Annotated in this window: 11 protein-coding genes; 6 read left to right on the top strand and 5 right to left on the bottom strand. The window is 42.1% G+C overall.

All coding sequences use genetic code 11. The features are described from left to right. Window positions 1–58: 58 nt before the first annotated feature. On the top strand, window positions 59–184 hold the full coding sequence (locus FD725_RS32720; protein ID WP_256871744.1) for a hypothetical protein: 126 nt from the start codon (window positions 59–61) through the stop codon (window positions 182–184). A gap of 132 nt (window positions 185–316) precedes the next feature. Further along, window positions 317–2,086 (top strand): pyruvate kinase, encoded by a 1,770-nt coding sequence (gene pyk / locus FD725_RS24685; RefSeq protein ID WP_179050591.1) that lies wholly within the window; start codon window positions 317–319, stop codon window positions 2,084–2,086. Between the two features lie 285 nt (window positions 2,087–2,371). On the opposite strand, the gene queF is transcribed toward pyk, so the two are convergent. The 5 genes from queF to FD725_RS24660 all read right to left on the bottom strand — a co-directional run bounded on the left by queF (window position 2,372) and on the right by FD725_RS24660 (window position 7,843). Continuing rightward, window positions 2,372–2,782 (bottom strand): preQ(1) synthase, encoded by a 411-nt coding sequence (gene queF / locus FD725_RS24680; protein ID WP_179050590.1) that lies wholly within the window; start codon window positions 2,780–2,782, stop codon window positions 2,372–2,374. Window positions 2,783–2,801: 19 nt separating this feature from the next. Further along, window positions 2,802–4,889 (bottom strand): TonB-dependent siderophore receptor, encoded by a 2,088-nt coding sequence (locus FD725_RS24675; protein ID WP_179050589.1) that lies wholly within the window; start codon window positions 4,887–4,889, stop codon window positions 2,802–2,804. A 199-nt stretch (window positions 4,890–5,088) separates the two neighbouring features. Beyond that, window positions 5,089–5,424 (bottom strand): cytochrome c6 PetJ, encoded by a 336-nt coding sequence (petJ, locus tag FD725_RS24670; RefSeq protein WP_179050588.1) that lies wholly within the window; start codon window positions 5,422–5,424, stop codon window positions 5,089–5,091. Window positions 5,425–5,730: 306 nt separating this feature from the next. Then, a complete protein-coding gene (locus FD725_RS24665; RefSeq protein ID WP_179050587.1) occupies window positions 5,731–6,225 on the bottom strand; it encodes a GNAT family N-acetyltransferase in 495 nt (164 codons plus the stop codon). 451 nt (window positions 6,226–6,676) lie between these two features. After that, window positions 6,677–7,843 (bottom strand): RpoD/SigA family RNA polymerase sigma factor, encoded by a 1,167-nt coding sequence (locus tag FD725_RS24660; protein ID WP_179050586.1) that lies wholly within the window; start codon window positions 7,841–7,843, stop codon window positions 6,677–6,679. Window positions 7,844–8,621: 778 nt separating this feature from the next. Between FD725_RS24660 and priA the strand changes: the two genes are divergently transcribed. From priA to FD725_RS24640, 4 genes are all read left to right on the top strand, one after another. Next, window positions 8,622–11,231, top strand: coding sequence for a primosomal protein N' (gene priA / locus FD725_RS24655; RefSeq protein ID WP_179050585.1), 2,610 nt, complete (start codon window positions 8,622–8,624; stop codon window positions 11,229–11,231). 34 nt (window positions 11,232–11,265) lie between these two features. Then, a complete protein-coding gene (locus FD725_RS24650; protein ID WP_179050584.1) occupies window positions 11,266–12,552 on the top strand; it encodes an NAD(P)/FAD-dependent oxidoreductase in 1,287 nt (428 codons plus the stop codon). Between the two features lie 390 nt (window positions 12,553–12,942). Next, window positions 12,943–13,902 carry a YegS/Rv2252/BmrU family lipid kinase gene (locus FD725_RS24645; RefSeq protein WP_179050583.1) on the top strand — a complete coding sequence of 320 codons (960 nt, stop codon included), beginning with the start codon at window positions 12,943–12,945 and terminating at the stop codon, window positions 13,900–13,902. 28 nt (window positions 13,903–13,930) lie between these two features. After that, window positions 13,931–15,490, top strand: coding sequence for a metallophosphoesterase (locus tag FD725_RS24640; protein WP_179050582.1), 1,560 nt, complete (start codon window positions 13,931–13,933; stop codon window positions 15,488–15,490). The last annotated feature ends 11 nt before the right edge of the window (window positions 15,491–15,501 follow it).

Raw genomic sequence — 15,501 nt, 5'->3', positions numbered from 1 at the left:
ATAAAGATTTGTAAAGTTTTGTATTGGGAGATTTATCTGAATCTATGCTGATCAGCAGATGAATAGCGCTATGATTCGAGACGAGACTCAAGTCTTTGCTGATCATGTAGGGTGTGCTATCCGCACAACGAATAATTTTGATGTCAGAAATTCTCTGTCTACAGCAGGATGGAACCCAGATTAGTGTACGATATCTAGTCTGTTTGACAGTTTCATAACATCTCTCATTGTTTGAGTCACGGATACAGTAGTGACGGAAAACTCAATGCCCTTAATTTAGTATGACTTACTAGATAGCTCCCTAGAATCAGCCCCTATGCAATTAAGAGATTCTGTACGCCGGACAAAAATTGTCGCTACGATTGGCCCTGCTACTAGCAGCCCGGAAATGCTCAAGGCCATCATTGAAGCGGGTGCAACAACGCTGCGACTCAACTTTTCCCACGGGACTCATGCCGATCATCAGCGTAGCATTCGCTTAATTCGGCAAACCGCTTTTGAACTAAATCAGCCAGTGGCAATTCTCCAAGACTTGCAAGGGCCAAAAATTCGCTTGGGAAAATTTGAAAATGGCTCGATAATGTTGGCAAAAGGCGATCGCTTCACCTTGACAAATCGCCCAGTTATCGGTAGTCAAGAAATTAGCTGTGTCACCTACGACTATTTGGCAGAAGAAGTTCCCACCGGGGCCAAAATCCTCCTCGATGATGGTCGAGTAGAAATGGTAGTGGAGGAAATCAACCGCGACAAGGGTGATTTACATTGTCGTGTGACAGTAGCTGGTAAGTTATCTAATAACAAAGGTGTCAACTTTCCTGGTGTTTACCTGTCAATCAAAGCCATGACCGACAAAGATCGCGAGGATCTGATGTTCGGTTTAGACCAGGGTGTAGACTGGGTAGCACTTTCCTTTGTGCGCAATCCCCAGGATATTATCGAAATTAAAGAACTAATTTCTAGCACAGGTAAGCAAGTACCGGTCGTTGCTAAAATTGAAAAACACGAAGCGATCGAACAAATGGAAGCAGTTCTCGCTTTGTGTGATGGGGTAATGGTTGCCAGAGGCGACTTAGGGGTAGAACTACCAGCTGAAGATGTCCCCGTGCTACAAAAACGCTTAATTGCCACAGCTAACCGCTTGGGAATTCCCATCATCACTGCTACCCAAATGTTAGACAGTATGGTGAGTAACCCCCGTCCCACCCGTGCGGAGGTGTCAGACGTAGCCAACGCCATTTTAGACGGTACAGATGCAGTCATGCTGTCTAATGAAACTGCCGTGGGTAGCTATGCCGTAGAAGCAGTGGCCACAATGGCGAGAATTGCCGAACGCATTGAGCAAGAAGAAGCCAGTGCTGTAAAATTACGGCAATTACGAGATAATCGTCGTTCCATTCCCAATGCCATTAGCCAAGCCGTAGGTCAAATTGCTGAACAGTTGGGAGCAGCAGCAATTATGACTCTCACCCAAACAGGTGCGACAGCCCGCAACGTTTCTAAGTTCCGTCCCCAAACACCCATTTTGGCAGTGACACCCCACGTGAATGTGGCACGACAGCTACAGTTAGTTTGGGGAGTCAAACCTCTACTGGTGTTAGAATTACCCTCCGCAGGTCAAACTTTCCAAGCTGCTATCAATGTCGCTCAAGAGCATAATTTGCTGTTTGAAGGGGATTTGGTAGTCATGACGGCTGGTACACTCCAAGGTGTCTCTGGCTCTACAGATTTGATTAAAGTAGAAGTAGTCACAGCTGTACTTGGTCAAGGAATTGGGCTAGGACAAGGCTTAGTCAGTGGCCGGGCTAGAGTGGCTCACACGGGGATGGATGCTAGCAATTTTAGCTCTGGAGATATTTTGGTTGTCTCGCGGACAGGTGCAGATTTTGTCGAAGCAATTCGCAAAGCCGGTGGAATTATTACAGAAGATGAAAGTCTCACCAGCCACGCCGCAGTGATTGGTTTACGTCTTGGTGTACCAGTAATTGTTGGTGTGAAGAAAGCCACACAGGTAATTCGTGATGGGGCAATTCTGACAATGGATTTGCAACGGGGCTTAGTTTACTCTGGAGCAGTGGGAACACCTTAAATCAGTTATCAGTTAACGGTGATATGGTGGGGGACTTAACCCGAATTTCTCACGAAATTTATAAAACCGAAGTCCAGAGGCTGTAGGGGCGGGTTAACAAGATATTCATGAATGATTGAAGCATATTTGTGAACCCGCCCCTACCGTTTTGTGAGAAATGCAGATTAAACCAAATTATCTTGACTGATAACTGTTTTTCGTAATTGCTAATTTGTCATAGATATCTGGTAAGAATAATTGTAGAGACGTTGCACTGCAACGTCTCTACAAGGATTTCGGGCTTATCTACTTCTGATGTCGTACTTCCACCACGGTATGAACATTGCCACGGGGAGTAAAATCAGCCTTGACTGTTACCTCAATTGGGTCACAAGCAGCCACAAAATCATCGAGAATTTGGTTAGCAGATTCTTCGTGAGAAATGTAGCGATCGCGGTAACTGTTAATATACAGCTTGAGTGCCTTTAACTCTACCACTCGCTCATCAGGAACGTAGGTAATATAAATTGTGGCAAAGTCAGGATAGCCGGAAAATGGACACTTACAAGTAAATTCCGGCAGACTAATACTAATATCATAGCGCCTACCCACACGCGGATTGGGAAACGTAAGCAGTTCCCCCTCCGCAATATAACGTTCGCCATACTTCATTTCTTGGCTGGACTCAGATGCAGTGTCAGGTGAAGAACTACTCATAAGTTACGGAGATGATTTTCTAAATACTCGAAGTTAAACCTAGACGAAAAGTAAACCCAGGACTATAGATGCGATTTACTCGCTCGTATTGTTCACCTAGTAAATTTTCTAAGTAAACACTCAACCCCAAAGTTGGAGATAAAGGTATACGTCCACTCAAATCTAAATTAACAAAAGATGGCGCAAAATCTGTAGGCGTTTCCCCTGTTCTGTTAAAAAATGCTCTCCGCGCACCGCTATTGTAAGTTAAATACAAATTAGCTTGCCAACCAGAATTTTGATAACCAATACCAGTTTGCAACACAGAATAGGGAATCAAACCTAATTGTAAACCTCTTTCCGAACCTGTTTTGATTTGGGCATCTGTGTAAGTGTAGTTGAGAAAAGTTGACCAATTTCTTGCCACTTTTAATTGTAATGCTGCTTCTAAACCATTGGTATCGACTAATCCAATATTCGCCCATCTACCAGCAATAACTCCTAAGCGATTATCTATACTGCTGCCAAAATAGGTAAATTGTCCTGTTAACTTTTCGGAAAACTTGACATCTATGCCCGCAGTCCAAGAAGAACCTGTTTCTGGTTCTAAATCTGGGTTCGGTTCCCAACCATGAACTGTATCATAAACATATAATTGATCTAAGCCAGGATTGCGTTGTCCTCCAGCCCAACTACCACGCATAGCTACTACTGGTGTGATAGCATAACGTAAACCAGCACTGGGATTGAGATAATTACCAAATTGACCATCAAAGCTTTGTCTCAACCCTAAATCTAGCTGAAAATTCTGACTTAAATTCCAAGTATTGACGGCAAATAAAGCAGTGTTTAACACACTTCTATTTTCAGTTTCGTTATTGCCAATTCTATTAGGACTAGAACTTAAAACATCACCGTTTAAGTCAGTATTTTTTAAATCTAATCCCCACCGTAACTTATTATTAGCGCTAATTTTCCAGTCATGATCAATTCTCGCTGTCAGTTGTTGTGTGTCTAAAATACCTGTACGGTAGAAATTGCCTGTCGGGCCATAGGTGCTGAAATAATCTTGATTATAACCTAGCGTGGTTGTGAGGTTAGAACTTTCTCCATTACCAAGTTTAGTTTTCCAAGATAAGCCAATATTTAAACCATCATGGTCTAATCTATCTCTTTGTAAGGGAAATCCAAAATAAATTAAACCTCTACGACTGCTGAGTTTAGTAACATCTAAATTTAACGAGTTTTTCTGATCTAAATCCAAGCCAATACTACCAAAATAAGTACTAGTTGCTGTGTCTGCATTGGATAAGAAACCTTGAGAATCTCGATTTGCTGCACCTACAGGCACACGATAACGATTATCGCTAAAAAATCTTTCAAAACTAAAGTTATATCTAGCCGCACCAACTGCGCCACCATAACTAAACTGTTGATTATTTAAACTCAACGAACCAAATTCCACACTACCCGTTAATTTGGGTTTGCCATAGCCTTCTTTAGTGATGATATTAACAACTCCCCCAAAAGCAGAGGAACCATACAAAGCAGAGTTAACACCACTAGATAATTCGACTCGTTCAATCGATTCGACAGGGATACTATTTAAGTCAGTTCCACCATGATATGTGTTGACATCATTATTAATTCGTCTGCCATTGATGAGAAATACAGACTGATTAATTGAGGCTCCCCGGTAGTATGTACCTGTGTGAATATCTGCACCATGTCCAACATCATTAATTGCAAAACCAGGCATTCTTTTTAAAATATCAGCAACGCTGGTAGCACCTTGTTTTTTAATTTCTGCTTGATCAATAATGTAGGTAGGACTTGATTCAGGTAAGCTTTCTGGTTCAGCGATCGCTTCTAGGTTAATATCTGCATTATCCTCGCCAGATGGTTCTATTTCTGGTTGTTGTTTTGACGGATTTTCGGGACTTAATTCATTCGGTAAAGATTGTTGAGTTAATAATTCTGCGCTAGTATTGGGTAAATCAATTTCGTTCAAATGTAGAATATTAGCATTAACTTTTTGTTGATGAATTTCTGTATCGCTACCTAAAACAGGAAATGTTATCAGTAAACTAGGAAAAGCTACTGATAACCACAATAAACTCTTTTTCACTTTAATCTCACACCAAGTAATAACAGCACCTAAGTAGCATTGTTACTGTTGGTAGAAAATTATGTCAAAAGACACGTTGTCATATTTTTAGACTCGCTCTAAAATTCCTTTGTGTCTATGTGGTAAAAAGATGATTTATTTAACCACAAAGGCACAAAGACACAGAGATAAAGCTGGGTAGCGATGGTCTAAGATATATCTATTTCCAATCTTTATCTGCTTGCTCTAGCACATAAGCTGCGACATCTTCAATTTGAGCAGGTTTCAAACGGCCGTTGAAAGCAGGCATAGCATTCTTACCATTTGTTACTTGAGCAATAATGGCTTCTGCTGAATACATACCGTACTTTTCTAAAGCATCTTTCTTCAGGTTTTTTGCAGCTTGTACTAAATTCTTGCCTCCAGCATGACAAGAAGCGCAATTTGCACTAAATACTTTAGCTCCACTGACGCTGTCTGCGGCGAAGGCTGGACTACTGAAGGCAAAGGTGAAGAGTGCAATGCCTAACAGGACTAAGGAAAAAATCTTTCTCATTTTGTGTTCTCTCTTTAACCAAGGCTAATGTAGCCCAATATCTTCCTGCACAATTGTCGGCTCAATGAATTACCTTCGTCAAAAGACAGGCTGTCAAACTTGAATAGGCAATAGGCAATAGGCAATAGGGAACAGGGAACAGGGAACAGGGAACAGGGAACAAGCAATAGGCAATAGGCAATAGGGAACAAGCAATAGTTCTATACTCAGCACTCACTACTCATTACTCCCGGTTACTGAGCGCAGTCGAAGTACACTCCCTATACTCTCTTACTCCCCTAGCCTCTAGCCTCTAGCCCCTAGCCTCTAGCCCCTAGCCCCTAACTGACTAATTCCTTCTTCGGTGACGCGGCAGATTCGCCAGTCGTCTAAAATGGAGGCTCCCATTTGGCGGTAAAATGCTTGGGCTGATTCATTCCAATCGAGAACACTCCACTCTAACCGCCCACAATTGCGTTCGAGAGCGATTTGGGCTATTTTGCTGAGGAGGGCTTTACCAATGCCGTTTCGTCGATATGCTGGTAAGACAAACAAATCTTCTAGATAAATGCCCGGTTTGGTGAGAAAGGTTGAGTAATTGTAAAAAAATAAGGCGAAACCTACGGCTTGACCTGTATATTCTGCTAAAATCGCTTCAACATATCTGGGAGAGCCAAATAAATGCTCTTGCAATGCCAGAACGTTACCAGTGACAGCATGAGATAGTTTTTCGTATTCCGCTAGTCCCTTAATTAAGTCAAATAGTGTTTGGCTATCGGATGGTTCGGCAAAACGCACAATCAAATCATTACCTACAGTCATGAGCCAATAGTCTATAGTCTACAGTCAATAGTTTATAGGTAAGAAGTGAATAGGGAATAGGGAATAGGGAATAGGGAATGGGTAGGTGTTGGCTATGGCAATAAAAATGAAACACTAGTCCTATAGCTAAACAAAAATACACTCTTTAAGTTTAGGTATGGGGCATAGAGCAAAGTAAAAATATGGTGGAAATTAATTTTGCTCAATTTAGTTAACTAAATGGTGGTTCAATAAATGTGGTCAGGTTTGTGGTGTTATACCAATTCAAAATTCGTCTTGAAAAGTTTGCTCAACGCGGGAAACCCGCGCACGCAACTTTCCGCAAAATTAAGAAAGTGAGAGTTGGTATAGGTTTCAGGATTTGCATCTGCGTCATGTTTTTCGGGAAATGGTGTTGGTGCTAGCCTCAAATACAGCATGGCGCTTGTAGGACAGTAATTACGAATTACTTCTATATCAACCAACCTTTGAGGCGTTTGGCTATGTGGGGACGGCGTAATTTTCGCATGGCTTTGCTTTGAATTTGTCGGACTCGTTCGCGGGATAAGTTGAACATATTGCCGACTTCCTCCAGGGTACATGGTTCGCTGGTGGTTAAACCGTAGCGGAGAGAAATTACGTCTTTTTCTCTGGGAGTGAGAACATCACCTAAAACTTCCCATATCTCCTGACGCATCATGTTTTCGTTCATTTTTGCTTCTGGAGACAGGTTGTCTTCATCTTCCAACAAATCCATCAGTTCGGTGTCTTCTTCTTTCCCGACACGGTGGTTGAGAGACAGTGCTTGTCGCCGGAGTTGTTGGAGTTGACGTAGTTGGGGAACGCTAACTTCCAACGCTTCTGCCATTTCGGCTTCGGTGGGGTTGCGGCTAAATTTTTGTTTGAGTTCTCGTTGGGCTTTTTTGAGTTTGTTAAGTTTTTCAACAATGTGGATGGGTAGACGGATAGTTCTGGCATCGTTAGCGATCGCTCTAGTAATCGCTTGTCTAATCCACCAGTAAGCATAGGTTGAGAACTTATATCCTTTATCGGGATCAAATTTTTCTGTTGCCCGATTTAATCCCATTGCGCCTTCTTGAATCAAATCTAGGAAAGGAACTCCCCGATTTAGATAGCGTTTGGCAATGGAGACAACTAGCCGCAAATTCGAGCGAATCATTTTGCGTTTAGCCACTCGCCCTTGGTATAAACGGGTTTCTAGTTGTTTTTCTGTGGCCTCAAATTGAGCTGCTATTTGTGCTTTAGTTGGTAACTGCCCTAATTCTAATTGCAAAGCCGCTTGGGCATCTTTATATTCTTCTATAAATTTGACTCTTCTGGCTAACTCTACTTCTTCATCTGGTTTTAGCAGTGGGTAGCGTGCCATTTCTTTAAAAAACGCACCTACTGCATCATCATGCTCGGTTTTGTTGTACCCTGAAGGTCGAGCAGCTGCCATTTCATCCCCATCGCGTTCTTCTGAGTCCAAATTTTCGGCAATTGGGGTTTCTTCTAGCACTAATTCCAAATGATCAAGTGGTTGTTCTTCCAGTTCTGGAATATTCTCCAATATTTCCATTGTTCCCAATTCAGCAATGTTCATAGTTTCCTTGAGGGATTGTTGCTTTGTTTGGTACATAATTTAATGACAGCTATTGACTACTGAGCATTTTGTAGTTTACCTATATAAAAATGCACCTACTTTGTAGAAAAATACAGGTTTATGTTAATTACTTTTACCAAGCTCCTATCAACTTTTAGCCCTTGGTTAGGGGTTGATACTAGATAAACTTCTACCCAATATTTAATGTTGCACCCAAATTTTATTTTCCCAGTTTTCCACAGATATGTTGCTTATTTTTTTATTAATCCTTGAATTTGTCAAACCCCCTCAACCTTTCTCAAACTTAACAACCAGAAAAAATACACGTAAATCTCCCTATGATTTTAATATTTATATACTTTTATAAACTTTCTCTACTTTATCGGTTGAGAGTTATTACAGCAATCATATTATTTGTTGGATGATACTTTTCCGAGTGGGAAAAATTGAACAGTTTAAATTTTCATAAAATTGTTTGTATAAAAGCATCTCACATACATAATCAATTGAGTATCTATCAATAGGGGGAAAACCGCTATTCCCTATTTAGTAGATGAACAAACTATTTCATCAATAGAGAAGGGATTAGTTTTATTTTTTATAGTGTACTTCAAATATTTATTGCACGTATGGTTGGCATAAATTTGTCTAGTAGATTACATAAGAGGAAACTTATCAAGTATTATGGGTGATAAAGGTATTGGGAAATACAATTTAAATCTAGCGAGAGAAAAATTGAAAGACAGCCAGCTAAGTCAAATTTATAGCCATCGTTTAGAGAAATAGGCATATTTATCTTTAAAAATCAAGAACTATGTATATTAATGACATGGGTACGCTCGATTTCATGGTGAATGAAGCTCAGGAATTTTACCGAACCACGACAAATGTGCATCACTATGTTGAAGTATTAGTGGATGTTCCCGGTAATTGTGGACTATTTACCTACCGAGTACCAACTCAGTTAGCAATTAAACCAGGAGATATATTAAGTGTACCTTTTGGGACTCAACAACTAGGAGCGATCGCTATTCGTTTATTAGCAGCACCCAACATAGACATAGCGCCAGAGAAAATCCGGGAAGTAGAGGATGTAGTCACATCAGGATTTTTTGCTAGTAGTTATTGGGAATTATTAAATCGAGTTGCCACATATTATTACACGCCTTTAATGCAAGTAATTCGTGTAGCCTTACCACCAGGATTATTAGGGCGATCGCAACGGCGTATCCGTTTAATTAAAAGACAAAAAGATACCCAAATATTAGCTGACACTAATTTTTTAAGTCCCCCAGCCCAACAAATTCTCAAACTATTACAAGCCCAAGCCATAGGGGATTATAGTTTTGCTTATTTACAACAAAAAGTCAAAGCAACTTACCGAGGTGTACGGGAGTTATTGCGAATTGGTTTAGTAGAAAGCTACTTAGAACCTCCCCAAACCACTCGTCCAAAACTGCAAAAAGCAGTGATATTAATTGACACAATTGATCGAGATTTAACGAACCGCCAAAGGGAGATTTGGGAAGTTCTGCGTAGACGTGGGGGTGAGTTGTGGCAGAGTGAATTATTGCAGATTTGTAGTGCTAGTTCTTCTATCCTCAAGTCGATGGAACAAAAGGGTTACATTGCTATTGAAGAACGAGAAATATTACGCACAGAACAGGGACAAATATTAGACGCAGACAAACCAAAGTTATTAAATATTGCCCAAACAAATGCCTTAACAACCATCCAAAATCTAGATAGATTTGCTCAAGTATTGTTGCATGGGGTAACAGGTTCCGGGAAAACAGAAGTATATTTACAAGCGATCGCTCCCTTAATCAAGCAAGGTAAATCAGCCTTAGTTTTAGTCCCCGAAATCGGCCTCACACCCCAACTCACAGATCGCTTCCGCGCCCGCTTTGGGAGTAAAATCAGCGTTTATCATAGCGCCCTCTCCGACGGCGAACGTTACGACACCTGGCGACAAATGCTCACAGGCGAACCCCAAATCGTTATCGGTACACGCAGCGCCATCTTCGCACCCTTACCCAACTTAGGCTTAATCATCCTTGACGAAGAACACGACTCTAGTTTCAAACAAGACTCCCCCATCCCCACCTACAACGCCCGCACCGTCGCCCAATGGCGAGCTGAACTAGAAAACTGTCCCTTGGTATTGGGTTCGGCTACACCGTCGTTGGAAAGTTGGGTGAGCATGGGAGCAGGGGAGCAGGGGAGCAGGGGAGCAGAGGAGCAGAGGGAGGTAAGACAATTCTTTACTCCTCAGTCCCCAGTCCCCAGTCCCCATTGCCCCTTATCCCCAGAGGGGGCCCCGAGTTCCCCAGTCCCCAGTCACTACTCCCCCCTCCCCGAACGCATCAATTCCCGCCCTCTACCTCCGGTAGAAGTTGTGGATATGCGATTGGAGTTGCAACAGGGAAATCGTTCTATATTTAGTCGGTCGTTACAGGAAGCTTTACAACAACTACAACAGACAAAACAAAAGGGGATTTTATTTATTCACCGCCGGGGACATAGCACCTTTGTGTCTTGTCGCAGTTGTGGCTATGTGTTGGAGTGTCCCCATTGTGATGTATCGCTGGCTTATCACCAAACAGAAACGGGTGCGCCGCAATTGTTGCGTTGTCATTACTGTAATTATGTGCGATCGCATCCCCAACATTGTCCAGAATGTAGTTCACCTTACCTGAAATTTTTTGGTAGTGGAACTCAGCGAGTTGCCCAAGAATTAACTCGACAATTTCCAGGGTTAGAATATATCCGCTTTGATAGCGATACTACCCGCAACAAAGGCGCACATCGTACTCTCCTGACTCAGTTTGCCAATGGAGATGCAAATTTATTAGTGGGGACACAAATGTTAACCAAAGGTCTAGATTTACCACAGGTGACATTAGTCGGTGTCGTCGCAGCTGATGGATTGCTGCATTTATCAGATTATCGCGCCAATGAACGCGCATTTCAAACTCTGACGCAAGTGGCAGGAAGGGCTGGAAGAGGAGAAGATCCAGGTAGAGTGATTGTGCAAACTTACACACCAGAACATCCAGTAATTGCCGCAGTCAGACAGCATGACTATCAATCTTTTGTCCAAGCTGAGTTAGCACAGAGACAAGTACTGAATTACCCGCCTTACGGCAGATTAATTTTACTGCGCTTGAGTAGCCTTGATCCTATCCAAGTACAGAATACCGCACAAGCGATCGCCACCGTGTTAAACGCCATCCCAGAATTGGAAATACTAGGCCCAGCACCAGCTGGTGTCATGCGCGTAGCTAACCGTTATCGCTGGCAGATATTGCTCAAGTTTGCTGCCGATGCTTTGCCACAACTACCTGACTGGGACGAAGTGCGCTTACTCTGTGCTGACAGTGTGAGCTTAACGATAGATGTAGATCCGATGAACATTATGTGATGATCACTGTGCGAGATTTTTGAGTAGAGTAATCATGGTCAAAAAAGTAGCGATCGTTGGTGCTGGGCCTTGTGGAGTATTACTAGCACATTATTTGTTACAGCGTGAGGATAAATATCAAGTTGATATTTTTGATTTTCGTAGTGATCCCCGAATTATTGCCTTTGCTAAAACCCGAACATTTCCGATTACTCTGAGTGAAAGAGGAATGTCTGCTTTGCGACAAATATCAGGGTTAGAAGCAGCAGTAAAAGCGATTAGTTTGGTAGTAAAGGGAGGGGTTTTCCACGAAAGTAATGGTAAAGTACGTGTTATTAATAGAAAATATCCTTTGTGGAGTCTAGACCGCACAAATTTAGTAATTACTTTATTAACCGAGTTAACCAGAAAATTTGCCGAAAACCGAGTTAATATTTACTTTAATTATCAATGTACAAAAGTTGATTTCGTCAATCAACAGATAACATTTAAAACCCCTGATTCAGCCACAGAAGTAGACTTTAATTATGACTTGCTAATTGGCGCAGATGGTTCACGTTCAGTAGTTAGAGAGAGTTTTTTCAATACAGACAACTTTGAGTGTGAACAACAGTATACGCCCAATGACTACAAATCTATTTTCTTACCAACCCCAAATCCACAACTAGGATGGCAAAAAGGTAAAGTTCACTCTTGGCGACAAGATGACGGCACAACGATTTTATTAGTCTATCAACTAGACGCAAGCATGAGTGGTGTTGTCCTATTTCCTCATGATAAAAACTCCATTACAGAACTAACTACACAAGCAGCCGTACGCGATTATTTTCAGCATAATTTTCCGGAAATTGGGCAAATTATGCCAGATGCAGAAGCAGAAGAATTTGCCAAGAGAACTGCTGCTAGAGTATTAACAATACGCTGCGATCGCTACCACCAAAATGATAGTGTATTACTAATGGGTGATGCAGCCCACGCTGTCTCACCATCATTAGGACAAGGTTGTAATGCAGCACTGGAAGATGTACTGATTTTTCAGCAAATTCTTGATGAATATCACGATAATTTAGCCCTAGCCCTAGCACAATTTACCATACGTCGCCAAGCAGATGCTCATGCTTTAGTAGAACTGAGTAATTATGGTGTACCTACTTCTAGGAAATTATTTCTAGAATTGTTATTGAGAAATAGCTTAAGTAAGTTTCTCCACCCAATCTGGCCGCGATTCTTTTTACCTTCATTGTTTGAATTAACAGCCGAGAATAAACTTTCCTATTCAGCAATTTTCGATTTATATCAAGATTGGATAGCAAAAGTCAAAAGGGTAATAGGTAATGGGTAAGAAGTTCATTGACTTGTACTGAATTTTTTTAATAATCAAATACTAGTCATACAGCTTTTAATTTCTAGCCTCTAGCCTCATACCATTTCACGTCAATCATGATACACATAAATTATGTAGAGACGTTACAATGCAACGTCTGTTTCTAGAAAACCTCCGCGTTCCTCAGCGTTTTCCTCCGCGTCCCTCTGTCTTGAAAAGTTTCCTACGGAGGGAAACCCTCCTCCAGAACTTTTCGCTGCGTTGAAAACATTGATTCTGTAACTCCTCTAACCGAGAAACCCTATAATTCTCCTATACCTACCGCAAGAAAGAAGCAATATTCGTCAAAAAATGGTAAAAATAGATGTGGTGGGTTAACGATCGCCACTGATTACTTCATCCATACATATGAATCGTTCCGCTTGCCTTATTTTTAACCCAGTTGCCGGTCAGGGTAATCCAGAAGTAGACTTAGCAGAGATTAGAGCCATCTTAGAACCAGCTATTAATCTCGATATTCACTTAACAACAGCAGAAATCGGTGCAGATAAATTAGCACAGGCAGCTGTAGAACGAGGAGTAGATGAAATTATTGCTTCCGGCGGAGATGGTACATTGTCAGCTGCGGCTGTAGCTGTAGCCGGTACTGATATCCCCTTGGGAATTATTTCCCGGGGAACAGCCAACGCTTTCGCCACGGCTTTAGGCATTCCCGACACAATTGATGGTGCTTGTCGCACTATCTTGCAAGGATTTTCTCGCAATGTAGATGTAGCTTATTGTAATGAGCTACCGATGATTTTGTTAGCAGGGATTGGTTTTGAGGCAGAAACCGTCGAAAAAGCAGATAGGGAAGCCAAAAATCGCTTTGGCATCATGGCGTATATCCTCGCAGGCTTTCAAGAATTACGCGAGTTAGAAAATTTTGACGTAGAAATCGAAACCCCAGACAAAATCATCAAAACCACGGCGGCGGCGGTGACAGTGGCCAACGCTGCACCTCCAACCTCAGTTTTAGCCCAAGGGCCAGCAGGGATTATTTACGATGATGGCTTGCTAGATTTAACCATTGTCGCACCAAATAGCAAAGCTGGAGCGATCGCTGCTACCTATCACCTGTTCCAAACCGCATCTTCAGGCAATGCCGCAGAGCGTGATGATATCGGCTATCTGCGAGCTAAACAATTTAAAATTACCACTGATCCACCACAAAAGGTAGTCATTGATGGTGAATTAGTCGGGACAACTCCTGTAGAAGTTAAGTGTGTACCAGGAGCATTAAAAGTTTTCGTCCCCTCAGTGCCAGAAGAGGAACCAGTAGAAAAGCTAGAGGGACTGCCGAATTTGATTATTGAAGTGAAGGAATAGGGGTCTAAGTTTTAGGGAGTAGACAGCATTGAAACTCGTTTCTGATCCAGCGATCGCTAAAAAAATTCGCAAGATGGAGCAACGGGTACGATGGCAAGATCCGTTGATTATAGCACGGCAGATTGACCAAACCCGTTTAGAACTAGAAGATGGGCAAGCAGATGATGAGGAATTTTCGTTTTTAGTCGTGGGTGATAGTGGTTCTGGAAGACACAAAGGACATAATCCCCAACGTCAAGTAGCTGAACTAATGTTGCCTCATCATCATGAATGCCGTTTTATGCTGCATACAGGTGATGTAATTTATCTGGTGGGTTCGAGTGAATACTACCAGCAAAATTTCATTGACCCCTATCGTGAGTTTCTGGTGGGAGGAAAGGAAGGTCAAAAGATAGCTTACGACAAAATGGTGTTTAAGCTACCGATTTTACCTGTACCCGGAAATCATGATTACTATCAATTACCTGTGCTTTTAAGTTTACTATCTGTATCAACTTTACCAATTCGCTACTTATTGCGATCGCGTTTAGATATTGATGTCGGTTTACATGGTTCGGGAATTGGGGACGCTTATGCTAAAGCCTTTCTCGACTATCTCCAAGCCTTACAATTACCAGGAGATTTACCCCGTCATTTAGATCAATATTACACAGCCAAGACCGATACAGGCCGTTGTCTAGCTTACAAACCAGGTGACTTTACTCGCTTACCCAATCGCTATTATACTTTTCGTTATGGTGGGATCGATTTTTTTGCTTTGGATTCTAATACATTTAATCATCCAGAACCTCTACCCAACACCAAAGAAGGTGATAGCGATCGCATCATCCTATCCCAGCGTCGGCAAGACTTAGAGCGTGAGAAAATGCAACTAATCGAAACCTCCGCCAAGTTAAATCCCGACAACCTGATCGAAGCTGAACAACTAGACGACTTTCACGGCAAAATATCCCAAATCGAAGAAATTATCGTCGATATCGAAAAGCAACTAACGAGCAATCATCAACCACCACAAACCGACACACAACAACTAGACTGGCTCAAAGAGCGACTAATTGCCTCGTGGAATCATCCACAAGTACGAGGCAGAATCATTTATTTCCACCATCCACCATACGTCACCGAAGCGACAAAATGGCAACAAGCGCAGACATTAGCCATTCGCCGCCGCCTACAAGACGTACTAGATACAGTCGCCGCAGCGATCGGTGATATCAATCAAGGTCGTCCCTTGGTAGACTTAGTATTAAATGGTCATGCCCACTGTTTAGAATATCTGCAAACCTACGACACAGGACACGCCGATGCCAATATGCACTGGATTGTTTGTGGTGGTAGCGGCTATAGCCTACGTCGCCAGCGTACCGAAGGCCCAGATTTAATCGAACAAGATCAAATCATAGCGCGATCGCATCTATTCATCGGTCGCAATGGCCAGGGTGCAGCAAAACGCCGTCCTTATTCTTGTCTGCGGATTGATGTCAAAGCAGGCGAAAGGCCTCACTTTATTGTCCGTCCTTTTGTGTCCGAATGGTATCAGCGTCAGTGGCAGAATCGAGAGTTACCCAAAATCATTGTAGAGACGTAGAGACGTAGCAA

The organism is Nostoc sp. TCL26-01 (assembly GCF_013393945.1).
Taxonomy (GTDB): domain Bacteria; phylum Cyanobacteriota; class Cyanobacteriia; order Cyanobacteriales; family Nostocaceae; genus Trichormus.
Note: the sequence above shows the minus strand (reverse complement) of the source record. Positions and strands in the feature narration are given on the sequence as shown.

Coding starts and splice junctions, on each gene's coding strand:
- FD725_RS32720 (WP_256871744.1), top strand. CDS start 59: ATGAATAGCGCTATGATTCGAGACGAGACTCAAGTCTTTGCTGATCAT.
- pyk (WP_179050591.1), top strand. CDS start 317: ATGCAATTAAGAGATTCTGTACGCCGGACAAAAATTGTCGCTACGATT.
- queF (WP_179050590.1), bottom strand. CDS start 2,782: ATGAGTAGTTCTTCACCTGACACTGCATCTGAGTCCAGCCAAGAAATG.
- petJ (WP_179050588.1), bottom strand. CDS start 5,424: ATGAGAAAGATTTTTTCCTTAGTCCTGTTAGGCATTGCACTCTTCACC.
- FD725_RS24665 (WP_179050587.1), bottom strand. CDS start 6,225: ATGACTGTAGGTAATGATTTGATTGTGCGTTTTGCCGAACCATCCGAT.
- FD725_RS24660 (WP_179050586.1), bottom strand. CDS start 7,843: ATGTACCAAACAAAGCAACAATCCCTCAAGGAAACTATGAACATTGCT.
- priA (WP_179050585.1), top strand. CDS start 8,622: ATGTATATTAATGACATGGGTACGCTCGATTTCATGGTGAATGAAGCT.
- FD725_RS24650 (WP_179050584.1), top strand. CDS start 11,266: ATGGTCAAAAAAGTAGCGATCGTTGGTGCTGGGCCTTGTGGAGTATTA.
- FD725_RS24645 (WP_179050583.1), top strand. CDS start 12,943: ATGAATCGTTCCGCTTGCCTTATTTTTAACCCAGTTGCCGGTCAGGGT.